Origin of the sequence: Streptosporangium sp. NPDC004379 (genome assembly GCF_042873875.1) — a bacterium.
Taxonomy (GTDB): Bacteria; Actinomycetota; Actinomycetes; order Streptosporangiales; family Streptosporangiaceae; genus Streptosporangium.
In genome coordinates, this window is sequence record NZ_JBIAMC010000012.1 from 48,043 (window position 1) to 73,718 (window position 25,676).

At 73.0% G+C, this 25,676-nt stretch carries 19 protein-coding genes and 1 pseudogene; 3 read left to right on the forward strand and 17 right to left on the reverse strand.

What is annotated here, in order from left to right; genetic code table 11:
• Window positions 1-127 precede the first annotated feature (127 nt).
• The 14 genes from ettA to ACFYSC_RS24815 form a co-directional block, all read right to left on the reverse strand.
• Window positions 128-1,792 (reverse strand): energy-dependent translational throttle protein EttA, encoded by a 1,665-nt coding sequence (gene ettA / locus ACFYSC_RS24750; protein ID WP_389966017.1) that lies wholly within the window; start codon window positions 1,790-1,792, stop codon window positions 128-130.
• A gap of 10 nt (window positions 1,793-1,802) precedes the next feature.
• Window positions 1,803-3,065, reverse strand: coding sequence for a GGDEF domain-containing protein (locus ACFYSC_RS24755; protein WP_389966020.1), 1,263 nt, complete (start codon window positions 3,063-3,065; stop codon window positions 1,803-1,805).
• Window positions 3,066-3,559: 494 nt separating this feature from the next.
• Entirely contained in the window at window positions 3,560-4,252 is a 693-nt protein-coding gene (locus ACFYSC_RS24760; RefSeq protein ID WP_389966023.1) for a hypothetical protein, read from the reverse strand.
• Window positions 4,253-4,534: 282 nt separating this feature from the next.
• On the reverse strand, window positions 4,535-5,434 hold the full coding sequence (locus tag ACFYSC_RS24765) for a single-stranded DNA-binding protein (RefSeq protein WP_389966026.1): 900 nt from the start codon (window positions 5,432-5,434) through the stop codon (window positions 4,535-4,537).
• A gap of 157 nt (window positions 5,435-5,591) precedes the next feature.
• Window positions 5,592-7,235 (reverse strand): YfjP family GTPase, encoded by a 1,644-nt coding sequence (locus tag ACFYSC_RS24770; RefSeq protein ID WP_389966029.1) that lies wholly within the window; start codon window positions 7,233-7,235, stop codon window positions 5,592-5,594.
• 7 nt (window positions 7,236-7,242) lie between these two features.
• Window positions 7,243-8,973 carry a dynamin family protein gene (locus ACFYSC_RS24775; RefSeq protein ID WP_389966031.1) on the reverse strand — a complete coding sequence of 577 codons (1,731 nt, stop codon included), beginning with the start codon at window positions 8,971-8,973 and terminating at the stop codon, window positions 7,243-7,245.
• A 1,373-nt stretch (window positions 8,974-10,346) separates the two neighbouring features.
• Window positions 10,347-11,579, reverse strand: coding sequence for a uroporphyrinogen-III C-methyltransferase (cobA, locus tag ACFYSC_RS24780; protein ID WP_389966034.1), 1,233 nt, complete (start codon window positions 11,577-11,579; stop codon window positions 10,347-10,349).
• A 390-nt stretch (window positions 11,580-11,969) separates the two neighbouring features.
• Window positions 11,970-13,175 (reverse strand): nicotinate-nucleotide--dimethylbenzimidazole phosphoribosyltransferase, encoded by a 1,206-nt coding sequence (locus ACFYSC_RS24785; RefSeq protein WP_389966037.1) that lies wholly within the window; start codon window positions 13,173-13,175, stop codon window positions 11,970-11,972.
• A complete protein-coding gene (locus ACFYSC_RS24790) occupies window positions 13,162-13,911 on the reverse strand; it encodes a YdcF family protein (RefSeq protein ID WP_389966040.1) in 750 nt (249 codons plus the stop codon). The genes ACFYSC_RS24785 and ACFYSC_RS24790 overlap by 14 nt, the downstream gene beginning before the upstream one ends.
• 97 nt (window positions 13,912-14,008) lie before the next feature.
• Window positions 14,009-14,836 carry a sirohydrochlorin chelatase gene (locus ACFYSC_RS24795; protein ID WP_389966042.1) on the reverse strand — a complete coding sequence of 276 codons (828 nt, stop codon included), beginning with the start codon at window positions 14,834-14,836 and terminating at the stop codon, window positions 14,009-14,011.
• A gap of 356 nt (window positions 14,837-15,192) precedes the next feature.
• Entirely contained in the window at window positions 15,193-15,798 is a 606-nt protein-coding gene (locus ACFYSC_RS24800; RefSeq protein WP_389966045.1) for a lactate utilization protein C, read from the reverse strand.
• Window positions 15,795-17,180 carry a lactate utilization protein B gene (locus ACFYSC_RS24805; protein ID WP_389966500.1) on the reverse strand — a complete coding sequence of 462 codons (1,386 nt, stop codon included), beginning with the start codon at window positions 17,178-17,180 and terminating at the stop codon, window positions 15,795-15,797. Before ACFYSC_RS24805 ends, ACFYSC_RS24800 begins: the two co-directional genes overlap by 4 nt.
• Before the next feature lie 23 nt (window positions 17,181-17,203).
• Complete coding sequence (locus ACFYSC_RS24810) at window positions 17,204-17,959, reverse strand: (Fe-S)-binding protein (protein WP_389966048.1); 756 nt, start codon at window positions 17,957-17,959, stop codon at window positions 17,204-17,206.
• A gap of 69 nt (window positions 17,960-18,028) precedes the next feature.
• Window positions 18,029-19,627: a sulfatase gene (locus tag ACFYSC_RS24815; RefSeq protein WP_389966051.1), complete on the reverse strand. Its 1,599-nt coding sequence runs from the start codon at window positions 19,625-19,627 to the stop codon at window positions 18,029-18,031.
• A gap of 106 nt (window positions 19,628-19,733) precedes the next feature.
• Here ACFYSC_RS24815 and ACFYSC_RS24820 point away from each other — a divergent pair, with 106 nt between their 5' ends.
• The gene (locus tag ACFYSC_RS24820) at window positions 19,734-20,753 is read left to right on the forward strand and encodes an LLM class F420-dependent oxidoreductase (protein ID WP_389966054.1); all 1,020 of its coding nucleotides are present in this window, start codon (window positions 19,734-19,736) and stop codon (window positions 20,751-20,753) included.
• Window positions 20,754-20,839: 86 nt separating this feature from the next.
• Here the strand turns inward: ACFYSC_RS24820 and ACFYSC_RS24825 are convergent, their stop codons facing one another.
• Window positions 20,840-22,825 carry an ABC transporter permease gene (locus ACFYSC_RS24825; protein WP_389966502.1) on the reverse strand — a complete coding sequence of 662 codons (1,986 nt, stop codon included), beginning with the start codon at window positions 22,823-22,825 and terminating at the stop codon, window positions 20,840-20,842.
• A 161-nt stretch (window positions 22,826-22,986) separates the two neighbouring features.
• A pseudogene (locus tag ACFYSC_RS24830) lies at window positions 22,987-23,643 on the reverse strand (ABC transporter ATP-binding protein); the annotation flags it as partial.
• A 257-nt stretch (window positions 23,644-23,900) separates the two neighbouring features.
• On the opposite strand from ACFYSC_RS24830, the gene ACFYSC_RS24835 reads away from it, so the two are divergent.
• Both ACFYSC_RS24835 and ACFYSC_RS24840 read left to right on the forward strand, forming a co-directional pair.
• A complete protein-coding gene (locus tag ACFYSC_RS24835) occupies window positions 23,901-24,551 on the forward strand; it encodes a response regulator (protein ID WP_389966057.1) in 651 nt (216 codons plus the stop codon).
• Between the two features lie 102 nt (window positions 24,552-24,653).
• Window positions 24,654-25,364, forward strand: coding sequence for a DUF4328 domain-containing protein (locus tag ACFYSC_RS24840; RefSeq protein WP_389966060.1), 711 nt, complete (start codon window positions 24,654-24,656; stop codon window positions 25,362-25,364).
• Here ACFYSC_RS24840 and ACFYSC_RS24845 read toward each other — a convergent pair.
• On the reverse strand, window positions 25,304-25,570 hold the full coding sequence (locus ACFYSC_RS24845) for a DUF6504 family protein (RefSeq protein WP_389966063.1): 267 nt from the start codon (window positions 25,568-25,570) through the stop codon (window positions 25,304-25,306). The two genes, ACFYSC_RS24840 and ACFYSC_RS24845, sit on opposite strands and share 61 nt — an antisense overlap.
• Between the last annotated feature and the right edge of the window lie 106 nt (window positions 25,571-25,676).

Sequence of the window (25,676 nt, forward strand, 5' to 3'; positions counted from 1 at the left end):
CGAGACGGCCGGAGGCGTGAGACAGCCGGAGGCGGAGACGGCTCGGAATCGCGAGACGGCCAGGACGCATGAGGCGGCCCGCCGCTCCCCGTACGGGGTGCGGCGGGCCGCCTCATGCCGTTCCGCGTCAGTCGCGGGTGAGCTTGCGGTAGGTGACTCGGTGCGGACGCGCCGCGTCGGCCCCCAGGCGCTCGACCTTGTTCTTCTCGTAGTCGGCGAAGTTGCCCTCGAACCAGAACCAGTCGGAGTCGCCCTCCCACGCCAGGATGTGGGTGGCGATGCGGTCGAGGAACCACCGGTCGTGCGAGGTGATGACCGCGCAGCCCGGGAACTCGAGCAGCGCGTTCTCCAGGCTGGAGAGCGTCTCGGTGTCGAGGTCGTTGGTGGGCTCGTCCAGCAGCAGCACGTTGCCGCCCTGCTTGAGGGTCAGGGCCAGGTTGAGCCGGTTGCGCTCGCCACCGGACAGGACACCGGCCTTCTTCTGCTGGTCCGGGCCCTTGAAGCCGAACGCGGCGATGTAGGCGCGCGACGGCATCTCCACCTGGCCGACCTTGATGTGGTCGAGCCCGTCGGAGACGACCTCCCAGACGTTCTTCTGCGGGTCGATGCCTCCGCGGCTCTGGTCGGCGTAGGAGATCTGGACGGTCTCACCGACGACGATCTTCCCGCTGTCCGGCGTCTCCCCCCCGGTGATCATCCGGAACAGGGTGGTCTTGCCGACGCCGTTGGGACCGATGACGCCGACGATGCCGTTGCGGGGCAGGTCGAACGACAGGTCGTCCATCAGGACACGGTCACCGAAGCCCTTGGTGAGGTTCTCCGCACGGATGACCGTGGTGCCCAGGCGCGGGCCCGGCGGGATCTGGATCTCCTCGAAGTCCAGCTTCCGGTACTTGTCGGCCTCGGCGGCCATCTCCTCGTAGCGCTGCAGACGCGCCCTGCTCTTGGTCTGGCGGGCCCTGGCGTTGGAGCGGACCCACTCCAGCTCCTCCTCCAGGCGCTTCTTGCGCTTGGCGTCCTTCTGACCCTCCAGCTTGAGCCGGGCGGCCTTGGCCTCGAGGTAGGTGGAGTAGTTGCCCTCGTAGGGGTGGCAACGGCCGCGGTCGAGCTCCAGGATCCAGGTGGCGACGTTGTCCAGGAAGTAACGGTCGTGGGTGACGGCCAGGACGGTGCCGGGGTACTTCTCCAGGTGCGACTCCAGCCACTGGACGCTCTCGGCGTCGAGGTGGTTGGTGGGCTCGTCGAGCAGCAGCAGGTCGGGCTGCTCCAGCAGCAGTTTGCACAGCGCGACCCGGCGGCGCTCACCACCGGAGAGCGTGGTGACGTCGGCGTCCGGGGGCGGGCAGCGCAGGGCGTCCATCGCCTGTTCGAGCTGGCTGTCGAGATCCCACGCGTTGCGGTGGTCGATGACCTCCTGGAGCTTGCCCATCTCCTCCAGCAGCTCGTCGCTGTAGTCGGTGGCCATCAGCTCGCTGATCTCGTTGAACCGGTCGAGCATGGCCTTGGTCTCGGCGACGCCCTCCTCGACGTTGCCGAGCACGGTCTTCGACTCGTTCAGCGGGGGCTCCTGCTGGAGCATGCCGACGGTGAAGCCGGGCATGAGCCGGGCGTCGCCGTTGGACGGCTGCTCCAGACCCGCCATCATCTTCAGCAGCGTCGACTTTCCGGTGCCGTTGGGGCCCAGGACGCCGATCTTGGCGCCCGGCAGGAACGACAAGGTGACGTCGTCGAGGACGACCTTGTCGCCGTGCGCCTTGCGCACGCGCTGCAATGTATAGATGTACTCCGGCATGACTTCTAGCTTAGGGCCTCTCGGGCTTTGCTAGGGGCGGCCGGGGTCCGGGGCCGGTGGGCCGGGGAATCACGGCGACGGGAAGGCAGATCCGGTCGCGGCCCATCTCCTTGGCCTGGTAAAGAGCGAGGTCCGCGGCGGCGAGCAACTCGATCAGGTCGTCTCCGTGCATGCTCATGATCGCGACGCCGGCGGAGATCGTCACCGTGACGAGATTGTCGTCGGCGGGGACCGCCATCCGCCCGATGCGGGACCGCAGCCGCTCGGCGACCCTGCGCGCCTCGGTCACATCGGCCCGGGGCAGCAGGACGACGAACTCCTCGCCTCCGAACCGGCCCACCACGTCGTAGTCCCGCAGCTGGCTGCGGATGGTCGAGGCGACGCCGGCCAGCACCTGGTCGCCGACCAGGTGGCCGTAGGTGTCGTTGACCCGCTTGAAGTGGTCGATGTCCACGATCAGCAGGGCCAGCGTCTCCCCCGTGCGTCGGGCCCGGACGATCTCGGTGTCGGCCTCGCGCTGCCAGGCCGCCGCGTTGAGCAGGCCGGTCTTCGGGTCGGTGCGGGCCGCGGCCTGGAGCTGGGCGTGCAGCAGGCTGCGCTGGAGCAGCATCACCGGCGGCAGTGCCAGCACCAGCAGGGCGAGGTTCAGCCCGCAGGTGATCGCGACGAGGATGCCGACGCACAGCTCGACCACGTCGAGCAGCAGGTTCTCCCGGTTCCACAGCACCTCCCTCCACCGGCTGTCGGGCGCCGCCGCGTGCGCGGCGATGGCGATCAACGCGGTGTTGAGCACCGTGAACAGGGCCGCGCACCCCACGGCGACGAGGATCGGCACCCCTGCCCCGGTGGTCAGCGCGCTCAGATCGCCCACGACGGAGTGGAACAGCACCGAGGCCGAGCACGCGGCCAGGCCGATGGCGGCCGAGCTGAAGACCCGCCGGTAGGCCACCGTCTCGCGCACGCGCTTCTGCAGCAGGATCTGGAGCGGGATCGGCGACAGCAGCGCGTACACCGGAGGCAGCAGCAACGCGACGGGCAGCCACCAGGCCGACAGCAGGTCGCGCGAGACGCCGGCGGGCATGCCGAGCCTGCGGGTCGCCTCGATGCAGACGGCTCCGCACGCCATCAGCGCGGTGAAGGTGAGCACGTCGTGCCAGCGGAAGTCCGTCGAGACGGCGAAGAAGCCGACGGCGAGGAAATCGAGCGCTACGATCGCGCAAAGATAGACGACCAGTGGACGGCGCTGCCCAAGCAAGGGCCAGCGATCAGCCAAGGCCGTCACACCGTCACGCGGTTTGACCGAGGTGTGACCGGGTGCCGTCATGTCGCCCCCTTCTCCGACTAACGATGTGTAACACGATAGTTGCGGAGTGTGCGGCGCGCGACGGGAACCGCTACCTTGAGCGGGTGGGCGCGTGTCTCGACGGCCCGCGAGCGAAAGGACCCGCTCCCCGCCGAGCGGACCGCGTGGGAAAGGAGCAGCCATGCTGCGGGGTGTGACCTGGACCTGACAGGTGCTCCGGCATCTGGCACGGGCAAGACCATCGGGCCGTCTCCACCGGCGCCACCGCCCTCCCGGCGGAGCACCGGCCGCGTCCGGCCGATGCCCCCTCACCCCTCGGGTCTCCCGGGGACACCGCCCGGCACCGGAAGCCCACCGCGGGAACCTCGTCATCCGGAGAACACCTCTGCCAGACCGGAACGCCTCCGCGGGAAAGCCGAGCGGGAAGCTCGCTTCCCGGACTACCGTGGGGCCGCCACGAGGGGTCACCGAGTTGTAGTGATCTGCCCGAGGATGTCCGTCGTCATGCGATCGAGGCGTGCAGCGGCGGCCGGGTCGAAATCCTTGCCGGTCAGCGACAACGGTCTGCCGCGCATGCAGGCGGTGAGGGCGGGTCCCGGCGCGGCGTCCAGCAGTGCGGCGATCGGCACGATCGCCTTGCCGACCGGCATCGCGAAGAGCCGGGCGAGCGCCTTGGTGACGGCACGCATGGGCTGCGGCAACGGGTCGGCCATGCCCGTGTTCACGAAGCCGGGGTTGTAGAGGACATAGCGCGTGCGAGCGGCCGGGTAGCGGGCGGGGAAGGCGGTTCCCAGCAGGTCGTTGCAGCGAGAGGACTGCATCGCCGCGCGCATCCCCGTATAGCCTTCGCGCCATTGGAGGTCGTCCCAGTTGATGCGACCCGGCAAGCCGCCGGGTCCGGCGATGTTCATCACGACGGGCGCCTCGGCGCGTTCCAGGTGTCCCATCAGGTCATGGCCGATGACGAAGCGGCTCAGGTAGGCGAGCGCGAAGGTGAATTCCAGCCCGTCCGCCGTCTCTTCGCGCCTGGGGCGGAAACGCTGGGCCGCGAGCACCAGCCCGTCCACGGCCTCGGTGGTCGCCGTCACCTCCTCGACCACCTGCCGCATTCCCGCGACGGTGCTCAGGTCGGTCGAGGAGACGCGCACACTGGTCACACGGCTGGTCGCCGCCTTGGCCGACTGAGCTATGCCGCGTCAGGCCACGTCCGCCCTGTTGACGATCCTCCGTAGGCGGGAGTCGCCGGCGTTGCGGTCGCGCCAGGCGATGTAACGGCGGATCATGATCCTCGCTCCCGAGGGGAGGCGCGGTCGGCCACCTCGGAAACATCGCCTTCACCGGCTCGACGCGCTCCTGGCCTATGATGCCTGCCGCGCCGGGGAACCGTAGCGGAACACCCGCCCGGCAGGCATCACGCTCAGGCCGATCCGATCACCGGTTCAGGCCGCCGCGCGCACCTCGACGGGCCACGGCGTCTCGTCCGTCTCCTCCGGCACCGGTGACTCCCGCCTCTGGGATCTCCGTCCTGACGGCTTCCGCGCGGCCTCGCCGGGGGCCTCCCCGCCGGCCCTCTCCACAGCGGCACCCTCACCGGCGGCCCGCTCCGCGCCTGTGACCTCCTCCCCGGCCCGCTCCACCGGGGACTCCACGGTGGAGTCCCCGGTGGATTTCACGACGGCCTCCGCGCCGGCCTCCTCCATGCCGGTCCTCTCCGCCCCCGTCCCAACGGTCGCGTCGTGCCCCGCCGGATCCTGGCCGCCCGCGGCGCCGTCGCCGGACCGGACCAGCGTGAGGGCTCCGGGAGAGGACACCGCCGCGGTGCCCGGAACGGACGGCGTCACGGCGTCCGGGACGGATCCCGCCGCGGCACCGGGAACGGGTGCGGACGTGAGGGCCGCCGTACCGCCCATGGCCCAGTCGTGCGTCCCGTGGTCGAGCTCGCTCCGCTCGTCGCGGCCCAGCGACGGGGCGTTCCCGCCCCGCATCGGCTTGGTGAAGCTCCCGAGGCCCCAACGCAGGTCGTGGCCGAGTGAGTTGGCCTCCACCTCGGGCATGAAACGACGCTCGCCCTCGTGGACGAACTCGCGTATCCGCAACCGCCCCTGCACGACGATCGGCTGGCCGAGCCGTACCGACTGGGCGACGTTGTCAGCGAGCCCGCGGAAGCAGCGGACGCCGAAGTACGTCGTCTCGCCGTTGCACCACTGCTGGTTGTCCCTGTCGAAGTAACGACTGGTCGAGGCGACCTTGAGCGAGGTGACCCGGCTTCCGTCGGGGAAGGTGTGCTGGCGCGGCGGCGCCGCGACGTTGCCGGTCAGCGTGATCTGGATGTCGTTCATCGTGATCTCCCGTGAAGGCGGGCGGGCTGCCCGCGGCCTGAGGACACGATGGCCCGTGCCGCCATCGGCACGGGTCTCCGAACGTCGTTCTGTGGATGACCGCGTGATCACGCCCCGGCCCTGTGGACAACCCCGGCCCCACAGAGAACGGAAGACGTCACCCCTGGACGCCGCGCATGGCGGCGTAGAACTCGTTGTACCTGCTCAGTTCCTTCTCCACCGGATCGATCACCAGCTCTCCGGCCACCGCGGCCACCCTGCGGCGCATCTCCCGTTCCAGGCGCTCCCGCTCGTTCTCCGCCCGCATCGCGACGATGTTGCGGGCGGCCGTGGCGGAGAGCAGGCCGAGCCCCAGGACCGAGAACATCATCAGCCCCACCCACGGCAGCGAGGCCGCGTCCGCGAAGAACTCCAGCGCCGCGGGCGGCTTCCCCGCGCCGAACACTCCGTAGGCGAAAGCCGTACCCGCCCAGGCGAGACCGGCCACGAAGAGCAGGACGAGCAGGTACTGCCAGACCCGCGCCAGCCGCCACCAGGCGGGGACCCGGTCGAGGCGCGGCGCGACCTCCGACAGCTCCTCGGAGAGCACCCCGGGAAGCCGGTCCGCGTGGGAACGCGCCGCGTCCCTGATCCCGTTGCGCCACGCCTCGTGCATGCCGGTGGTCAGGCCGTCGGCCAGGGCGTGCACCGCGTTGTCCACCTCGGCGGGCTGGGCGCTGACCGCGCCCCCGGTCAGACCGCGGATCTCCTCCTTCAGCCCGCCCAGGCGCAGGCTGCTCAGCGGGTCGGGCCGGAGCGCGGCGGTCCAGCGGGCGTACGGCCAGCCCAGCCACTCCGTCGCCCGCACGCCGTACACGTTCTCCATGGCCTCTCCGACGGCGGGCACGCCGACGGCGTCGCAGAGGGCGTCGGTCAGGCCGATCCTGCGGGCCTCGTCGACGGACGCGGCGGCGGCCGGGGCTCCCTCCGCGGGCATGGCCTTCGTCAGCCGCGCGGTGAGCCGGTCCAGGTCGGCCTCGATGCGCTGGACCGCCGCACGGCGCCTTGTGACGGTCTCGGCGAGGACGGCCTTCAGCTCATCGACGCCCTCCCCGGTGAGCGCGGAGGTGGTGACGATGACGGGGTCGGTGACCCCTTCGCGGCGCAGCAGGTCCGCCAGGTCGGAGACGCACTCGGCCCGCTCCTCCGGCTCCAGGCGGTCGGCCTGGTTGAGCACGAAGATCGTCACCGCGTCGTGCCCGGCCAGCTCGGTGACGTAGCGGCGATGGGTGGAGGCGTCGGCGTACTTCTGCGGGTCGAGCACCCACACCACGAGGTCGGCGATCTGGATGAGCCGGTCCGCCTCGGTGTCGGTGAGCGCCCGGATGGAGTCGTGGTCGGGCAGGTCGAGCAGGATCAGCCCGTGCAACCGGCCCTCCCCCCGGTCCAGCGCGCTGGCCCTGGCGAAACGGTGCCGCCACTGGATCTGCAGCCAGTCGAGCAGCGGACCGGCGCCGTCCAGGCCCCACACGCAGGCGTGGGTACGGGCCGTCGTGGGGCGGCGGACCCCGGTCGGCGACAGCTCCAGACCGGAGACCGCGTTGAACAGGGTCGACTTGCCGCTCCCCGTGCCTCCGGCGAGCGCGACCACGGTGTGCTCGGAGGAGAGCTTGAGCCGGTCTCCGGCGCGCAGCAGCAGTCGCCCCGAGCCGCTGAGGATCTCGGGATCGACCCTGTCCGGTCCCAGCTCCACGACCCGGGCCAGTGCGGCGAGCCTGACGCCGATTCCCTGCCGGGTACGGGTGGTGCCAACGGTGGTCATCGCTCGCTTACCGTTCCTCGTTCACCGCGGGGGCACCTCGCCCCGCGCGGACCACTTCAAGGTTGTACGCCGCCTGGTAGAGGCGGGTGGCGGCGGACTCGTCCGGCACACCCGCGCCGTCGAGGACCCGGGTGTGACGCGACGTCTCGTCGTCGAAGATCGCGCCGATCCGGGCGTGCAGGTCGCTGCGGGCCCTGGCGCCGATGGTCCGCACCGACTCGGCACCCAGCAGGGCGTTGACGAGCCGTTGCGGCAGGGTTCCCGAACCGGGCCCGGCGGCCTCCGCCGGACCGTGCCCGAGGAGGCCCACCGTGAAGACCAGCGCCAGCGACTCGACGTCGAACGAGACCAGCCGCGCCACCGACCGCTTGCTCACGCCCTCGGTGCGGATCAGCTCGACGATGTGGTCCTGCCAGGCGGCGATGGTACGGCCGGTCCTGCGCGCCAGGTCGTCGGAGGCGCGGCCGAGATCCGGGGCGACCGCCAGGATCTTCTCCGTGCCGGGCCGCTGCGACCAGCGGGAGACGGCCTCCTCGGAGGCCCGCTGCGCCGCCGAGATGACGACGGACTCCAGGCCCGCCCGGAGCGCCGCCTTCAGCGCGGTGATCCGCTCGGGGGCCTGCCGGTCCGCCTTGCCCGCGAACCGGCCGGGCCTGCGCAGGTGCAGGGTCCGCATGAGGTCGCCCGAGCCCGCGAAGTCCTGCCAGCGGGCGAGCACCTCGCCGCAGAGCAGCGAGCCGTCGCCGGTCGCCTTCTCGATCGCGGCCAGCGCCCCGCCGTAGACGGCGTCCACGTCCCGGCGGAGCTCTCCCCGGAACGCGACCTGGAACTCCAGTTGCCGGGCCAGCGCGGGCATCCGGGTGCGGAAACTGTCGAGCACGCCGGACAGCGTCGCCTGTACGGCGCGCGCCCGGCGCTGTTCGTCGATGGACAGCCCGGTCAGCCAGTCGCGGAGCTCGGCGACCTCGTGGGCGGGGAGCATGCCGCCGGTGACCTTGCTCTCCTCGACGACGAAGCGCTCGACGTCGCCCAGGCCGTACTCGGCCAGCATCCTGAAGAAGTGCTTGGTGACCACGTCACGCGACCTGGGCGGCACCCGGGAGAGCACGATGGCCAGCTCGGCCCCGCGCTCCTTGGCCAGACGCAGCAGTCGCCACGCCGGGGCGTCGGCGTAACGAGTCGCTGTGGTGACAAATATCCATAAATCGCCCACGTCGAGCATGCGGTGGGCGATCTCGTGGTGCTCCTCGACGACCGAGTCGATGTCCGGGGTGTCGAGCAGGGCCATGCCCGCCGGAAGACCCTCCGCGGGAGCGAGCACCAGGGAGTCACGGCCGACCGCGGCCGGGACGGTCTCCTGCCTGCGCAGGCTTCCCAGCACGTCGCCCTTGGCGAACCAGTCCCGGTCGTCGGGGTGACAGGCGAGAACCGGGGTGGCGGTGGTCGGACGGCGCACGCCGGTGGGGCTGACCCGGGCCCCGGACAGGGTGTTGAGCAGTGTGGACTTGCCCGCGCCGGTCGAGCCCGCGATGACCACCAGCGCGGGGGCGGTGCTCGTACGGACCCGGGGGATCACGTAGTCGTCGAGCTGGGCGAGGACCTCCTCCTGAGCCCGCCGCGATTCCTCGGCCCCGGGGAGGTCGAGGCCGAACCTCAGGCCGGTGACGCCCTCGCGCACGGCGGTCAGCGCGCGGCTCAGGAGGCCGGCGGCGGCGTCGGGCAGCGGGGTCTCCCGCATCCGGTCCGGGCCGTCCGCGGAACGCGGGGCGGGCGCAGGACCCGGGGCAGGCGCAGGACCCGGGTCGCGCACGGAACGCGGGTCGTGTGCGGCGACCGGGCCCTCATCGGGCGCCGGATCCCGGACGGGCTCCGAGTCCTCTCCGAGGCCCGGACCACGCGCGGGATCCGGGACCTGCTCGGGGTCCGAGACCTGCGCGGGGTCCGGGACCCGCGCGATGTCCGGGACCTGCGCGGCCCCGGACACGACGGGCTCCGAATCGGGTACGGCCTCGGAGACGACGGGATCCCGGACGTCCCCGGAAGTCCGGTCACGCACGGGCTCAGCGGCGGGTACGGCCTCGGACGCGACGGGGTCCTGGACATCCGCGAGGACCTGATCGTGTACGGGAGCCGAGTCGTCCACGCGGTCCGAGTCGTCTGCATGGTCCGAGTCGTCCACGCGGTCCGAGTCGCCGACGAGGTCCGGGCCGTCGGCCGGGCCGGCCACGACGTGAGCGGGCGCGGCCCCGGTGGTCTCCCCGTTCTCGCCGGGACCCTCGCCTGCGTCGTCGATGCGGGCGGACGTGGACGCCTCCCCGGACCGGTCCGGGGAGGGAGGCGCGGAGGTCGCACCCTCGGGAGAGCCCGGAGAGGCCCCGGGAGAGCCTGCGGAGGTCACGCCCTCGGGAGAGTCTGGAGAGGAGACCGGGGCGTCGCCCACGGGGGCCTTCTCCACGGGAGCGCTGCTCATGGGGGCGGCTGATGAGGCTTCATGACCGCCCGCCGGCGACGCGGGCGCGTCGCCGGTCAGGGCCGCGATCCTCGCCTGGGCCGCCGCCGCGGCGGCACGGAAGGCGGCCATCGGGTCGTCGGCCGTCGCGGCGGCGCGGAAGTCCGCGAGCGGGTCGCCCGTCGGCGGGCCGGCGGGACCGTTCACCGGCGGGGAGGCGGCCCCACTCCGCGGGGGCACCTCGCCCGAGGGCCGGGCAGGCGCGTCCGCGGGCCGTCCGGGAACATCGGGCCGCGCGGGCGTTCCCCCCGGATGACGGGCAGGCCCCGCACCCGGCGGGGGCGGTCCCGCGGCGCCCTCGCGGGGCGCGGGCGCGTCGCCGGTCAGGGCCGCGATTCTCGCCTGGGCCGCCGCCGCGGCGGCACGGAAGGCGGCCATCGGATCATCGGCGGGCGGGGCGGTGGATCCGCCGGCGTCCCCGACGGCCGGGGGCCGGCCGGACGCGCGGGGGTCCTTGGCGGGGTCGATGGCTCCGAAGGCGAGGGTCTGCTCCCCGGGCGACTCGGCGTCGTCCGGAGCGGCGTCGCCGGAGGGCTCCCGTGAGGCGCGGGCGACTCGGCGATCACGCTCGTCCGGGTGGGGGGGCCTGTTGGCAGGCGACTTCACGGTACGCGCTCCGCTCGAACCATATCGACCTCCTGGCCGACCTTCACGACATCGCCGACGATCACGATCGCAGGTGGCCGGATCCCGGACGCGGTCACGCGCTCCGCCACGGTGGACAACGTCGCGTGGAGAGCCCGTTGGGTGGGAAGAGTACCGTCCTGTACCACCATCACGGGAGTTTCCGGCGAACGTCCCTCATGGATAAGAGTTTCGGCGATTATCCCGATTCGTTCGACGGCCATCATGAGCACCAGGGTTCCGTTGGAACCCGCCAGGTTCGGCCAGTCGACGGTCGATCGCGGATCGCCGGGCGGAACATGGACCGACACCACGTGGAACTCCTGGCTGACGCCGCGGTGCGTCACCGGGACACCCGCCGCGGCGGGCACCGCGACGGGGCTGGTGATGCCCGGTACGACGATGACCGGGATGCCTTCGCGGGCGCAGGCGAGCAGTTCCTCTCCGCCGCGCCCGAAGACGAATGGGTCGCCCCCTTTGAGGCGGACCACGAATTTGCCCTGCTTGGCGTGCTCGACCAGCAGTCCGTTGATCTCCTCCTGGAGCATGGACCGGCCGTAGGGGACCTTCGCGGCGTCGATCAGTTCGACGTCCGGGGGAAGCTCGTCGAGCAGGGCGCGCGGCGCGAGCCGGTCGGCGACGACCACGTCGGCCTGGGCGAGCAATTGCCGGCCGCGCACCGTGATCAGGCTCGGGTCACCGGGACCCCCGCCGACCAGCGCCACACCCACCGGTTTGGTACGGCCGCGCCGGGCGTCGATCGTGCCGTCGCGCAACGCCGTCACCACGGCGTCCCGGATCCCCGCCGCCCGGCGGGGATCACCACCGGCGGTGACCGCCACGTCGATCTCGTCGACCCGTCCGCGGGCGGGGGTCCACGCCGCCGAGGCCTCCCTGTCGTCGGCGCGCACGCACCAGATCCGCTTGGCCTCGGCCTCGGCGGCCACCGCCGCGTTGACCGCCCGGTCGTCGGTGCACGCCTGCACCAGCCAGGCCCCGTCCAGGTCGCCCACCTCGTACGGCCTGGCCTCCCAGATCACGCGGCCGGCCGCGATGAGGTCGTCGAGGGCGTGGGTGACCTCCGGAGAGATGACGGTGACCAGCGCACCGGCGTCGAGCAGCGCCGGGACCCGCCGCTGGGCGACGCGTCCACCGCCCACGACGAGCACCCGCCGTCCGGAGAGGCGCAAACCCAGCAGATAGGGCGACATGCGGCAGATCTCCTGTTCGCGGTCGATCGGTGGGCATGGAGCGTCAGGAGGCAAACCTACCGGCTTGTGACGTGTAGTTGACTGCCTCCGCCCCAACAGAGTTCCCAACAGGGTAAGGAACACATCCCCGTCGCCCCCACGACTTCCCGCTCCCCCCGGAACCTCCGTTTTCCGTGATCTCCCCGGAACCTCCGCGTGGTCTCTCCGGAACCTTCGCACGGTCCCTCCGGGGTCTCAGGCGATCTCCGGACGGCCTTCCGTGATCTCGCCCGGTCTCCCCGGCCTTCCGGCCTCCTCCGGCCTCCCGGTCTCCCGACCTCTTCCAGGCTCACCGGGTCCTCCGGTGATCGGTACGGCGGGCCCCGCACCGATCACCGGATCGGGGAAGGCTCACGCCTCCTTGTCCGTGACCCCGGCCGAGTCGAAGGTCGCGACCTCGTGCATCACTCTGACGGCGGCGCAGACCAGCGGGTGGGCGAGCAGCCCGCCGGTCCCCTCCCCCAGTCGCATCTCCAGCTCCACCAGGGGCCGCAGGCCCAGATGATCGAGGGCGACGGCGTGGCCCGGTTCGGCCGAGCGGTGTCCGGCGACGCAGTGGTCCACCGAGCCGGGGGCCAGCGCGGCGGCCGCGAGCGCGGCCGAGCCCGCGATGACGCCGTCGAGGATGACCGGCACCCGGGCGGCGGCCCCGCCCAGGATGAACCCGGCGATCGCCGCGTGCTCCAGCCCGCCGACCGCGGCCAGCGTCTCCAGCGCCGATCGCGCCGGCGCTTCGCCGGACGCGCCGCCCGAGCCCTCCCGGCCGCCCGAGCCCTCAGGACCGCCCCGACCGTCCGAGCTCCACGAGCCCTCCGAGCGGCCCGAGCCCTCCGAAGCGTCCAGGGCGTCCGCGCTCTCCGCCGGGCCGGCGGCCAGGCCGTTGATCCGCAGCGCGCGCCGGATCACCGCGACCTTCCGTGCCAGCGTCTCGTCGTCGACGCCGGTCCCCCTGCCGGTCACGACGTTCGGGTCCCGGCCGGTGAAGGCACAGATCAACGCGGCCGAGGCCGTGGTGTTGGCGATGCCCATGTCCCCGGTGACCAGGCACCGGGCGCCGTGCTCGACGAGGTCTCGGGCCACGGTGATTCCGGCTTCCAGGGCGGCGACCGCCTGATCGGCGGTCATCGCCGGCCCCTGCGACATGTCGGCGGTGCCGTAGGCGACCTTGCTGACCGTCAGGCCCGGCGCCGGTTCGAGGTCGGCGGCGACGCCGACGTCCACGACCGTCACCGAGGCGCCGACCTGGGCCGCGAAGGCGTTGGCCACCGCGCCGCCCGCGAGGAAGTTGCCGACCATCTGGGCGGTGACCTCCCGCGGCCACGGGCTCACCCCCTGGGCGTGGACGCCGTGGTCGGCGGCGAAGATGGCCAGCGCCGCCGGGAACGGCATCGGCGGCGGGTTGACCGCGGCGGCTCCGGCCAGCCGTACCGCCACCTCCTCCAGGGCGCCCAGGGATCCGCGGGGTTTGGTCAGGTTGTCCTGGTGGGACCTGGCCGCGGCCAGCGCGGCGGGGTCGGCGGGCCTGATCGCGGTGATGGTCTGCTCAAGGAGGGTCATGCCGTTCAGTTTCCGCGAAAACCCGGCGTTCCGCGAAACCCTGGCGTTCCGTGGAACCCTGGCGTTCCGTGGAACCCCGCGCTCCGTGGCGTGAACGCCCCGAACCCCTCCCGGGCGGCGCGACGGTTTCGAGGCCCCGCAGCGAGACCTTCCGTTCGCCGGCCTTGATACCCCGGAGCGTCCAGAGCCCGTACAGGGCCAGCAGCGGTTTGACGGCCGTCCACTCGCCGGGGCGGTAGTCGTCCGCGCGTACGAGCCTCCTGGCCAGATCAGGACGCTGCCGCCGCAGATACGCGCGGGCCTTGAGCGCGTGAGCCGGCTGGGAGACGATCTTGATGCGGTCGGCGCCCTCAAGCAGCGGGATCACGTTCGTGATGTTCTCCCACGTCGTGGCGCTTTGCTCCTCAAGGAGCAGTGTGCCGTCGAACCCGAGCACCGACTTCGCGTAGTCGGCCATCAGCCGGGCCTCCGGGACGGCACCGCCGACGGCGCCGCCGCTGAAGATCACGCGAGTGTCGCGTGCGCGGTCGGCGGAGACGGAGCGGATGCCGGCACGGACCCGCCAGCGATTGACGAGGTTCGCCGTCGCCTGGGGGTTCCGATAGCCCAGCACGACCACGGCCTCGGAGTCGCCCTCGCCGTCTCCCACGAGGGCCCGGGACCAGCGCCGGTTCAGCCACTCGCCCCAGACCAGGATCGCAGCGCCGGCCATCGCCGGCCCCGTCCTTCGTCGCATGCGGCAACATTAGGACACCCCGGCAGGACGTCCCCGGCGCCGGGCGGCGAGGACACACGCCGCGCCGGATCCCCCGCCTTCCAGGCGGGAGGGGCCGTCAGCAGATGACGCCGCCGAGCGCCTCCTCGTAGCGGTCGACGACCACGTCGGCCAGGCCCTCGCAGTCGCCGATGACGTCGGCGCACCGGACGTCGAGGTCGGGGTGGCCCGCGGCGTAGGCCATGGCCTGGGCCCAGACGCGGTCGAGCACCCCGCCGCCGAACAGCAGGTAGGGGACGACGATCACGCGCTTGGCCCCGAGCCGGCGGCAGCGCTCGATACCGCCGGGGACACCGGGCGGGGTGAGGGAGACGAACGCCGTCTCCACGGTCATGTACTCGTGGGCGTGCGTCTCCCAGAACAGGCGGGAGACCCGGTGGACGTCGGCGTTGGCGGCGGGGCTGGTGGAGCCGTCGCCGACCAGGACCACGGCGGTCTCGCCGATCTCGATGCGTTCGGGCTCGTCGTCGAACGGACCGGCGGCCGCGGGGACCAGGCGGAGGCTGGCGACCTCGGCGGCGGCGTCGGCCAGGCGCTCGGCCAGCAGCGTCAGCACGCGGGGGTCGGGACCGAGCGGGCGGCCGTAGTCGCAGGAGAGCGTCGGATGGCGCTTCTGTTCCAGGGCCATCACGGAGAGGAGGTCGGCGTCGGCGCGCATGTCCTCGATGAGGCTCAGCGGCAGCGCCACCATCCGGTGATGTCCCCGGGCGACCAGCGAGGCGATCGAGTCGCTGAGGCGGGGCCTGGCCTTGCTGGTGTATCCGCCGGAGACGTCGGCCGCCGTCCGGTCCAGACGGCAGCGGAGCCGGTGGACGAACCTGCCGAATTCCGCGGAACCCGCATCATCGTGCGAGCCCTGCCCGACGAGCAGCAGCGGCGGTTTCATCAAGGAGGGACTCCAATGACCTTGACCTGGCAGTACGCGGTGGATCTCGACCCGGGGACACTCGGTCGCGAGTGGCGAGGATATCCGATGGCGCGGCGGCGCGAGCAGGTAACGGACTGTCCAAAAGCGGCACGGCGCCTCTTCGCCCCTTCGGGCGACGATCCGGGCCGATCCCTCCGGACCGGGGCCGACCAGGCAGGACGTCCGGAATTCCATGGACCGGAACGGCCGGCCGGGCCGCACGCCGCCTCACCGCGACACCCCGGCGCGACGCCTCACCACCTCACCGCGACACCTCACCCGACGCCGGGCCGTACCGTCGCCGCGCCGGAACGGAACGGAACGGGACAGGACGGTCAGTGGATGACGATCACTTCCAGCACGCGCGGGCCGTGCACGCCCTCGATCCGGTTCAGCTCGATGTCGCTGGTCGCCGAGGGACCGCTGATCCACGTCAGCGGCCGGGCCGGGTCGAGCCGCCCGACGGCATCGGGCACGTCGGCCACGATCTGATCGGCCCGCACCACGCACAGGTGGTAGTCCGGGACCAGGGTCAGCGCCCGCCGTCCCTGCCCGGGGCCGGCGTCCAGCACGATCGTGCCGGTCTCGGCGATCGCCACCGCGCATCCGGTGATCACACCGTCCACGGTGTCCAGTTCGGCGGCACTCAGCGGCGGATCGTCGGCGACCGGCTCGGGGGGCGTCCACTCCGGGGGCAGGCCCGCGGGGACGACCATCCGGGCGGCGCCGCGTCCGGCCAGCGCCGCGGTGATCGTCGCGGTCGCCTCCTCCTCGGCCACCACGTGCACGGCGGCGCGGTAGTCGGCCACCCGCTCGGCGAACAGCTCCACCGCGCCGGGCAGGTCGCGTGTCCCGCGGTAGGCGCGGGTGATCTCCACGTCGGGCGCCCCGGCCACGGCCGCGCGGATCCTGGCCAGGATCAGCTCTCTGCTCCCGCTCATCGGGTGCCTCCGTCCGTACGGTTCCACCAGTCGCGGAAGGACTCGGCGGGGATGTCGGGAAGGTCGCGGGTGTCGGTCCAGGCGGCCATCGGACCGGGCAGCCGTCCGGGGACGAAACGGCGCAACCGCCCGGCGAGCCGCTGGGCCCCCGCCAGACGCGCCGGGCGGTCGAACACCCATCCGGCGGCGCGCATGCCGAGACGTTCGGCGCGCGGGTGGCGGGCCCTGCCCCGCAGGTGGACCAGGACCTCGGGGATGTCGATCGCCACCGGGCAGGCGTCGAAGCAGGCGCCGCACAGGCTGGAGGCGTACGGCAGCGAGGCGTCGAGCTCGGAGGTCATGCCGCGCATCTGCGGGGTGAGGATCGCGCCGATCGGGCCAGGGTAGACCGAGCCGTAGGCGTGGCCGCCGGCGCGCTCGTAGACGGGGCAGACGTTCAGGCAGGCCGAGCAGCGGATGCAGCGCAGCGCCTGCCGCCCCACCTCGTCGGCGAGGACCCGGGTGCGGCCGTTGTCCAGCAGGACCAGGTGGAACTCCTGCCCCTCGACGGCACCGGTCCAGGTGGAGGTGTAGGGGTTCATCCGCTCGCCGGTGGAGCTGCGGGGCAGCAGCTGGAGGAAGACCTCCAGGTCGCGCCAGGTCGGCAGGAGCTTCTCGATGCCGACCACGCTGATCAGCGTCTCGGGCAGGGTCAGGCACATCCGGCCGTTGCCCTCGGACTCCAGCACCACCAGCGTGCCGGTCTCGGCGATCATGAAGTTGGCACCGGAGATCGCGACCCTGGTGGACAGGAAGCGCTCCCGCAGGTGGAGGCGGGCCGCCTCGGCCAGGGCGCGGGGGTCGTCGGTCAGCCCGCCGGGCGCCGGGCGGCCCCAGTCCGCCATCTTCGCGCGGAAGATCTCGCGGATCTCCGAGCGGTTGCGGTGGATGGCGGGGACCAGGATGTGCGAGGGCCGATCGTCGCCGAGCTGCACGATCAGCTCGGCGAGGTCGGTCTCGTAGGCGGTGATGCCCGCGCGGCCGAGCGCCTCGTTGAGCCCGATCTCCTGGGTGGCCATCGACTTGACCTTGACGACGCTGGTCTCGCCGGTCGCCCTGACCAGGCCGGTGACGATCCGGTTGGCCTCGGCGGCGTCGGCCGCCCAGTGGACGTGGCCGCCGGCCGCGGTGACGGTCTCCTCCAGCCGCAGGAGGTGACGGTCCAGGTCGCGCAGCGTGTGGTCCTTGATCTGCCGGCCCGCGGCGCGCAGCTCCGCCCAGTCGGGAAGCTCGGCGACGACGGAGGCCCGCCGGCCGCGGATCGTGCGCGTGGCCTTGCGGAGGTTGAACCTGAGCTGGGAGTCCTGTACGGCGGAGGCCGCGTTGCGCGGGAACGCGGGCATGCCGAGGAACGCGGCGTTCCCGCTCACCGGCCGTCCTCCGCGGGGTTCTCAATGGTCTTCTCCATGGTGTTCTCCATGGGATCCTCCACGGCGGCGAGGATCTCGGCGAGGTGCATGGTCCGCACCCCGGTGCGCTGCCGCCGCAGGGCGCCGCCGATGTGCATCAGGCAGGAGTTGTCGGCGGCGCAGACCACCTCCGCGCCGGTGTCCATGACGTTGCGCACCTTGTCGGCGCACATCGCCGCGGAGACCGCCGGGTTCTTCACCGCGAAGGTCCCTCCGAAGCCGCAGCACTCCTCGGCCTCGGGCAGCGGGACCAGCTCCAGGCCCCGCACCCGCTCCAGCAGGCGGAGCGGCCGGTCGCCCAGGCGCAGGCCGCGCAGCGAGTGGCAGGTCGGGTGGTAGGTCACCCGGTGCGGGAAGTACGCGCCGACGTCCTCGACGCCGAGGACGTCGAGGAGGAACTCCGACAGCTCGTGGACCTCCGGCCCGTCCGGGGCGGCGCGGACCAGCTTCGGGTACTGCTCCCGGACCATCGCGGCGCACGACCCCGACGGCACCACGACCGCGTCGTAACCGGCGAAGACGTCCGCAAAGTGCCGTGCCAGCCGCCTGCCCTCCGCGAGGTAGCCGGTGTTGACGTGCATCTGGCCGCAGCACGTCTGCGCCGCGGGGAAGTCCACGTCGCATCCCAGGCGGCGCAGCAGGGTCACGGTCGCCTGCCCGGTGCCGGGGAACAGCGTGTCGTTCACGCAGGTGACGAAAAGGGCGACGCGCAAGGCACTCCTTCCCGAGTGTGACGGGACACATTACCTGTCCGGCTTCCGCAGCCTCGGGAAGGGTGCGGGTCAGGGCCGGAGGGCCGCTCCCGGCGTGTCCCCTGAGGTTCCGGAGGTCACGGAGACCGGGACCGGGACGACCCCGGACGACGGGCCGGGGACCCCCAGGGAGACGGGCCCGAGTGAGGACGCCGGGGACGGGACGGTGCCGGTGATCGAGGGCGGCCGGACGGAGTCCGCCACCCGGCACGACGCGCCCGAGCACGTCGCCAGCGCGTCGAGCTGCCGGTCGAACGCGGAGATCACCGACGGCGGCACCCCGGCCGCGAGGTTGTGGAGCTGGTAGGGGTCGGTGACGAGGTCGTAGAGCTGGTACTCCCCGGTCGCGTAGCGGACGAAGGTGTAGCGGGCGGTCCGCATCCCCCGGTATTCCGGGACCGGCGTCTGGCGGGCCGAGCTCAGGTTGAACGGGCGGTTGAACTCCAGCAGCACGTTCTGCCGCCAGGACGGGGGCGTGCGGCCGCGCAGCAGCGGCACCAGGGACCGTCCCTCGGCGAAGGAGGGCAGCCGTGCCCCGCCTAGGTCGGCGAAGGTCGGGGCGAGATCGACGTTGGCGCCCATCTCCTCGACGACGCCGCCGGGTTGCACGCCCGGCCCGCGGACCACGAGCGGGACCTTGATCGCCTCGTCGAACGGGGTGGTCTTGCCGTGCTGGAGCCGGTGCTGGCCCAGGTGGAACCCGTTATCGGAGCCGAAGAAGATGTAGGTGTCGTCCAGTTTCCCGGCGGCCCTGAGGGTCTCGACCAGGGCGCCGACCATGTCGTCCACGCCCAGCATGGCGCGGAGCCTCCGGCGGTAGCGCTCGTCGATCCGCTGGGTGGCGAGCGCGCCGAACCGCGGGCGCATCCGCATCCAGAGGGGCTCGGCGGAGACGTCCTCCTGGTTGAACGACGGCGTCCGCGGCGCCGTCGCGTAGGGGAACGCCGCGGCGTGCCGGGGCGCGCAGTTGGCCGGGTTGTGCGGGGCGATGGGCGCGAGGTAGAGGAAGAAGGGCTGGTCGCCCGGCTGGGAGACGAACGTCTGGGCCTTCTCGCTCAGCACGTCGCCGAGGTAGTCCTCGGGCAGCGAGCCGTACGACCGTACGGTGCCGTTCTCGTTGAGCGCGTAGTCGTACTCCTTGTAGAGGTTGCGTACAGGGACGTCCCATTCGTCCCAGCCGGGCGGCACGTGGTCCGGCGGGGCGATTCCGCCGGGGTAGTGGTTGAGGTACTTGCCCATCAGCCCGGTGCGGTACCCGGCGTCCTGCATCCAGGTCCCGATCGTGGAACGTTCCAGACCTGAGGTGAAGAACTTCTCGAAACCCCCTTCGGGGCCGGTGTTGGTCAGCACGCCGTGGCTGTGGACGTACTGGGAGCGCAGGATCGACGAGCGGGAGGGGCAGCACCAGGAGTTCGACACGAAGAAGCGCTCGAAGCCGGTCCCGGCGAGGACGAGCTGGTTCCAGATGTTCGGGAAGAGGTGGAGGTTCCCGGCCTCCAGGTCGTCGGTGAGGATGAACACGATGTTCGGCCGCCGGACGGCCTGCGCCGCCGTGGGGGCCAGTCCGGACGCCGCCGCGAGGACGGACAGCAACGTCAGGCACAGGAGCTTGCGGGCGGTGTTCAGCACAAGCTCACGTTTCCCACCTGCCACGACGCCGACACCTCCCCCTCGACCACCACCACTGGAACGTGTTCTCATCGGGTAGGCGCACGACTTCTCGCGGGAGGCCCCCATGACCGCCGATCTGAGGCTCGGACTGAACCTCGGCTACTGGCAGCGCGAACCCTCCGACGCCACGCCGCTCGTCCAGGCCGCCGAGCGGCTGGGCTACGACTCCGTGTGGACCGCCGAGGCGTACGGCAGCGACGCCTTCACCCCGTTGGCCTGGTACGGCGCCCGTACGTCCCGGATCAGGCTGGGCACCTCGGTGGTCCAGCTCTCGGCCCGGACCCCGGCGGCGACCGCGATGACCGCGATGACGCTGGACCACCTGACCGGCGGGAGGCTGCTGCTCGGGATCGGCGCCTCCGGCCCGCAGGTGGTCGAGGGCTGGTACGGCGTGCCGTTCCCCCGGCCGCTGGCCCGCACCCGCGAGTACGTCGAGATCATGCGGAAGGTCTGGCGGCGCGAGGAGCCGGTGACGCACGACGGCGAGCACTACCCGCTCCCCTACCCGGGCGGCGCCGGCCTCGGCAAGCCGCTGAAGCTGATCACCCGTCCGCTGCGCCCCGACATCCCCGTCTACCTGGGCGCCGAAGGCCCCCGGAACGTCGCGCTCGCCGCGGAGATCTCCGACGGCTGGCTGCCGCTGTTCACGCTCCCGGAGCGGATCGGCGAGATGTACGGCCCGTCGCTCGCCGGGGCGGCTCCGGACTTCGACATCGCGGCGATGGTCATGACACTGCTCACCGACGACGTCCGGGGCGCCCTGGACGCGGTGAAGGCGATGCTGACCCTCTACATCGGCGGCATGGGGGCCAAGGGCCGCAACTTCCACTCCGACATCGTCGCCAGGATGGGGTACGGCGAGGCGGCCGAGCGGATCCAGGCGCTCTACCTGGCCGGGCGCAGGCAGGAGGCGTTCGCGGCGGTCCCGGACGAACTGGCCGACGGCATCTCCCTGGTCGGCCCGGCCGGGCGGATCCGCGAGCGCCTCGCCGTGTGGCGGGCGAGCCCGGTCACCAGCCTGCTGGTGATGGGCCCGCGGGACGAGGACGCCCTGCGGACGATCCGCGACCTGGTCCTGGGCTGACGCTCCGCGCCGCGGTCCCGGCCCGGCACCCCGGCCCGACGTCCGGTCCGGCCGCGGCGCGGGGTCGGTCCGGCCGCGGCGCGGGGTCAGTCCGGCCGCGGCGCGGGGTCGGCGGTGACCGACCGCAGCAGCGGAGCGCTGGCCGCCCCTGCCCCCGCCACCCCGGCGAAGCCGAGGACCACGCAGGTCAGCAGGACCATCAGCCCGCTCGTGTTCATCGCGGCGTACACGAACGGCAGGGCGCAGAGCATGCCCGCCGCGATGGTGCCGCCGCCCATGACCGTCAGCGGGATGAGCGTCTCGGACCGGCGGGCCGCGTTCAGCACCGAGAGCGGGGTGCCCGCCAGCCTGAGCAGCGCGTAGGTCTGCCGCCGGTCCAGGACCGAGGAGGCGGCGGTGATCCCGGCGCTGGCGATCGCCACCAGGAAGGACACCGCGAGCACGGCGACCACTCCGGTGCGGATGTCGCCGATCACCCGGTTGCTGGCCCGCTGGTCGTCGGCCGCCGTGGTGGCCACGCCGCCCGGGACCAGGCCGGACAGCGCGGTGCGGGCCCGGTCGAGCGTCGCGGCGTCGCGCGCGCGGGGCGTGACGGCGACGACCTTCAGTCCGCCTTCGCGGCCCTCGCCTCCGCCGGTCGTCCGCACCGCCGCCGGGACGCCGGCCGCCGACAGCCGCTCGCGGGCCTGGCCCGCGACCTCGGAGAGACGCACGGGAGGCGCCGAGACGCGCAGGACGGCGGCGTCGGGGGAGCCGAGCAGGCCGCTGTCCGGGACGAGCAGGCCGATGAACCCGGCGATGAATCCGATCATGGCGACGCCGCTCACCGTCCGCCAGGCGGACCTGGGGTCGTCGATCAGGCGGCGGCCGGCCAGCAGCCGGGCCGGGCCGCGCGCGGTGCGCGCGACGATCCGGCCGATCCGGCCGACCACCCAGGGACCGGCGAGGTTGACGGCGCCGAAGGCCAGCCCCAGGGAGAGGGCGAAGATCCCCACGCCCGCCCCCATGCCGCCGACGACGGGCACCGTGGCGAGGGCGGCGAGCAGCGCGACGACCCGGACGAAGCGCATCGCCGGGGGCGTCTCCCGCCGCGCGACGCCCAGCGGGCTGACCACGACGCGGCGCAGCCCGGCCACCGCCGACAGGCCGACGAGCAGCGGCACGGCCGCCAGCACGCCCGCCACCGCCGGCACGCCCGGCCACAGGTCGGCCAGGAACCAGGAGCCGCCGGCCACCTCGATCCCGGTGAGCAGCGGGGAGCAGGTCCCGTACAGGGCCAGGCCGAGCAGCGCGCCGCAGAACGCGGTGATCACCGCCTCCGCGACGGTCATCGTGACGACCTGCCCCGGGGTCGCGCCGACCAGCCGGAGCGCGGCCAGGCGCTGGTCGCGGCGGGCCACGGTGAGCCGGGCCGCGGCGCCACCGAACACCAGCAGCGGCACGACCATCAGGACGCTGGCGATCACCCCGAGGATCTGGTAGCCGATCGCCTCGTCGGTGCGCTGCCCGGCGAAGGAGGAGATCCGTACCGGCCCGAGACCGCGGTCCCGGTCGTCGTGGCCCGGCGCCTTGGCGGTCATCTCCGGGGAGTCCGCCGACTGCCCGCGGACGACCAGGAGTTCGCCGGGGTGGACCAGCGTCCCCTCCTCGACGGTCCCGGCGCGCCGGCCCGGGAACCGGTCGGCGAGCTGGTCCGCGGGAAGACTCCCGGCGAGTTCTGCGAGCGCCGGGGAGAACCAGACCTCTCCGGGGGCGGGGAAGCGGGTCAGGCCGGGCGGAGCGGGCGCGTCCGGCTTCAGCGCCGTCAGGTTCACGACGGTGATCCGCCGGCCGCGCACGTGGTCGGTGCGCACCGACTCGGCCGCCGCCGCCGCCGTCCCGTCCGCGGCGGCCACCGGGTTGCGCCACGCCTCCCGGTCGGCCCGGCCCTGGAAGGCGAAGTTGACGGCCACGGTGAACAGCAGGAGCGCGGTGCTGATCGCCACCGCCGCCGCGGTCAGCCCGGCGCCCAGCAGGCCGCGGCGGCCCCCGCCGCGCAGCAGCCGCCAGGCCAGTCCGACCAGGTTGCCCATCGCGCTCACCGGTCCGCCCCGGGCGGCACCGGGGCTCCGGTCTCCCGGTCCCATCCGCCCGGACCGGCCGCCGCGGGCGCGGTGGGCATGACGACCGTGGCAGGCGCGGCAGGTGCTGCGGGCGCGGGGGACCCGGCGTCCCGAGGTCCCGGCCGGCCGGGCAGGACGCGGCCGTCGCGGACCTCGACCACGCGGTCGCACCAGCGGGCCACCCCGTGGTCGTGGGTGACGACCACCAGCGACGCCCCGTTGTGCTTGGTGGCCTCCACCAGCAGGCGCATCGTCTCCTGTCCCGTGACCTGGTCGAGCGCGCCGGTCGGCTCGTCGGCGAAGATCACCGCGGGCCGGGTGACGAGCGCCCTGGCGATCGCCACCCGCTGCGCCTGACCGCCGGAGAGCTCACCCGGGCGCCGTCCCTCCATCCCGGCCAGGCCGAGCGGGGCGAACCACTCGCGGGCCCGCCGTACGGCGTCGGCCCGGGAGACGTCGCCGAGCATGAGCGGCAGCGCCACGTTCTCGTCGGCGGGCAGTTCGGGCAGGAGCTGGCCGAACTGGAACACGAACCCGAACCGGGTGCGGCGCAGGGCGCTGCGCTCGCGCTCACCCAGCGCGTCGATCCGCCGGTCCAACAGGCGCACCTCTCCCTCGTCCGGCTTCATGATCCCGGCCAGGCAGTGCAGCAGGGTCGACTTGCCCGACCCACTCGGTCCCATGATCGCTACGGCCTCGCCGCCCCGGACGGCCAGCCCGACGCCGCCCAGCGCCACAGTCGGGCCGAACCGCTTGACCAGGCCGGCCCCTTCAAGCACAACATTCATGGCGACGACTCTTCCGCCCGAGGGGGCCGCGGCGGATCGGCCGGGAGTCCGATCCGGGCCCGCCGGCCTCGGCCGAAAGTCGGGGTCCGCGCCTCCCTGCGGCCGGGGGCGCGGATCCCGGGGAACAGGCGGCGCGGGTTCCGGGGCCGGCCTCCGGAGGCGTCCCGTGGCCGGTGTCCGGGGTGTTCCGTGGCCGGTGTCCGGGGTGTTCCGATGCGAGGGTCCGAGCCCCCGGTACGGCTGGCAGAATCCATCGGGTGACGATTCGGGTGCTCATCGCTGACGATCAGGAACTGGTACGGACCGGGTTCAAGATGATCCTGGACGCCCAGCAGGACATGGAGGTCGTGGCGACCGTCGCGAACGGCGCCGAGGCGGTCGAGCACGCGCGCAGGCTGCGGCCCGACGTGTGCCTGCTCGACATCCGGATGCCCCTGCTGGACGGCCTGGAGGCCACCCGCGCCCTGGCCGGGCCCGGCGTCGCCGACCCGATGCGGGTGGTCATCGTCACGACGTTCGACCTGGACGAGTACGTCTACGGGGCGCTTCGGGCCGGGGCCACCGGGTTCCTGCTCAAGGACAGCGGGCCGACGCTGCTGATCGAGGCGATCCGGGCGGCGGCGGCCGGGGACTCCCTGGTGTCGCCGTCGGTCACCGTGCGGCTGCTGGCGCACCTGGCCCGGCCCAGGTCCGGCGGCGGCCGGCCGCCCGCCGAGCCGCTCACCGAGCGCGAGCTGGACGTCGTCCGCCTGGTGGCCAGGGGGCGGTCCAACCAGGAGGTGGCCGCGGAGCTGTTCGTCTCGCTGTCGACGGTCAAGACGCACCTCGGCAGCATCCAGGCGAAGCTCGGGACCAGGAACCGGGTGGAGACCGCGGCCTGGGCCTGGGAGTCGGGCGTGGTCGGCTGACGGCGGGGAACCGTTTCCGACCTGCGGTGGGCGCGGTTGACGAAGAGCCCTGCTGGATAGGAAAAGGGCAGACACTTCAGCGCATGCCGGGGGGAGATGACCATGCGCTCTGTCCCGCTGGCGCCGAGGAGGCCCGTCATGGTCGTCTACGTGCTCCTCGCCGCCCAGGTGCTCGCGGTCGCCTGCCTGACCGCGTTCGAGGAGACGCGCGGGCGATGGCTGGCCCGCCGGCTGGCGACACTCGGCGGCGACCACCACGCTCCCGCGGCGCAGGCCGTCGCCGGGGCCGCAAGCGCCTTCGCCCTGCTGCTGATCCTCGTGGTGGCGACCACGGTCGCGGCGGCCGTCGCCTACCTGTCGTGGCTGGTACGGGCCCGGCAGAGCATCGCCCCCTCCCGGTCTCCGGTCGCCCCTGTGCTGGCGGCGTGGTTCGTGCCGGTGGTCAACCTCGTCGCCCCGCCGCTGATGCTGCACCGCCTGTGGCGGGACTCCCGTCCGGCGCCCGGCGGGGGCGGCCACTGGCCGGTGCTGCTCACCGCCTGGTGGCTGAGCTGGCTGGCCGTACTGGCCGTGGTCACCGTACGGCTGATCGGCGGGCGCGGGGACGGGGGCCTGACCGGGCTCGGCCCGGCCGAGCTGGCCGTGGTCGCCGCCTGCGCCGCGCTGTGCGCCGCGACCGTCCGGGAGGTCACCCGGGCGCAGGACCCGGACGCCCGCCGCCGCCTCGCGGGGACGCGGGCCGAGGCGGGGCGTCAGTCCCAGGCCCTGATCAGCAACCAGCCCTCGGCGGCGGTGTCGAAGCGGAGCTCGTAGGTGCCGAGCCGGTCACCGGGATCGGCCTCGACCCGCCAGAAACGGCGCTCTCCGGGGTCGCTGTCGGAGATCTTCCACCACTCCCGGGCGACGACCCAGTGGTCCAGCACCCTCTGCACGGTGTGGAGCCGGTCGCGCCAGAGGAACCGGACCGGCAGCCCGTCGTGGGTCCACACGTCGATCGGGTCACCGTAAAGTCTGCTCAAGGCGCTCTTCTCCCGCGGCCGTCGAACTGATCACCCGGGGGAAGACGGGCCTGGGCGTCGAACATACGTTCTTATCCGGCGCAGTGCAAGCCGCAGGCCGTCACAA

What these genes read in the sequence shown, in the direction of transcription:
- ettA (WP_389966017.1), bottom strand. Translation starts at nt 1,792, where the DNA reads ATGCCGGAGTACATCTATACATTGCAGCGCGTGCGCAAGGCGCACGGC.
- ACFYSC_RS24765 (WP_389966026.1), bottom strand. Translation starts at nt 5,434, where the DNA reads ATGAACGACATCCAGATCACGCTGACCGGCAACGTCGCGGCGCCGCCG.
- ACFYSC_RS24770 (WP_389966029.1), bottom strand. Translation starts at nt 7,235, where the DNA reads ATGACCACCGTTGGCACCACCCGTACCCGGCAGGGAATCGGCGTCAGG.
- ACFYSC_RS24775 (WP_389966031.1), bottom strand. Translation starts at nt 8,973, where the DNA reads ATGCGGGAGACCCCGCTGCCCGACGCCGCCGCCGGCCTCCTGAGCCGC.
- cobA (WP_389966034.1), bottom strand. Translation starts at nt 11,579, where the DNA reads ATGTCGCCCTATCTGCTGGGTTTGCGCCTCTCCGGACGGCGGGTGCTC.
- ACFYSC_RS24785 (WP_389966037.1), bottom strand. Translation starts at nt 13,175, where the DNA reads ATGACCCTCCTTGAGCAGACCATCACCGCGATCAGGCCCGCCGACCCC.
- ACFYSC_RS24790 (WP_389966040.1), bottom strand. Translation starts at nt 13,911, where the DNA reads ATGCGACGAAGGACGGGGCCGGCGATGGCCGGCGCTGCGATCCTGGTC.
- ACFYSC_RS24795 (WP_389966042.1), bottom strand. Translation starts at nt 14,836, where the DNA reads ATGAAACCGCCGCTGCTGCTCGTCGGGCAGGGCTCGCACGATGATGCG.
- ACFYSC_RS24800 (WP_389966045.1), bottom strand. Translation starts at nt 15,798, where the DNA reads ATGAGCGGGAGCAGAGAGCTGATCCTGGCCAGGATCCGCGCGGCCGTG.
- ACFYSC_RS24805 (WP_389966500.1), bottom strand. Translation starts at nt 17,180, where the DNA reads ATGCCCGCGTTCCCGCGCAACGCGGCCTCCGCCGTACAGGACTCCCAG.
- ACFYSC_RS24820 (WP_389966054.1), top strand. Translation starts at nt 19,734, where the DNA reads ATGACCGCCGATCTGAGGCTCGGACTGAACCTCGGCTACTGGCAGCGC.
- ACFYSC_RS24825 (WP_389966502.1), bottom strand. Translation starts at nt 22,825, where the DNA reads ATGGGCAACCTGGTCGGACTGGCCTGGCGGCTGCTGCGCGGCGGGGGC.
- ACFYSC_RS24840 (WP_389966060.1), top strand. Translation starts at nt 24,654, where the DNA reads ATGCGCTCTGTCCCGCTGGCGCCGAGGAGGCCCGTCATGGTCGTCTAC.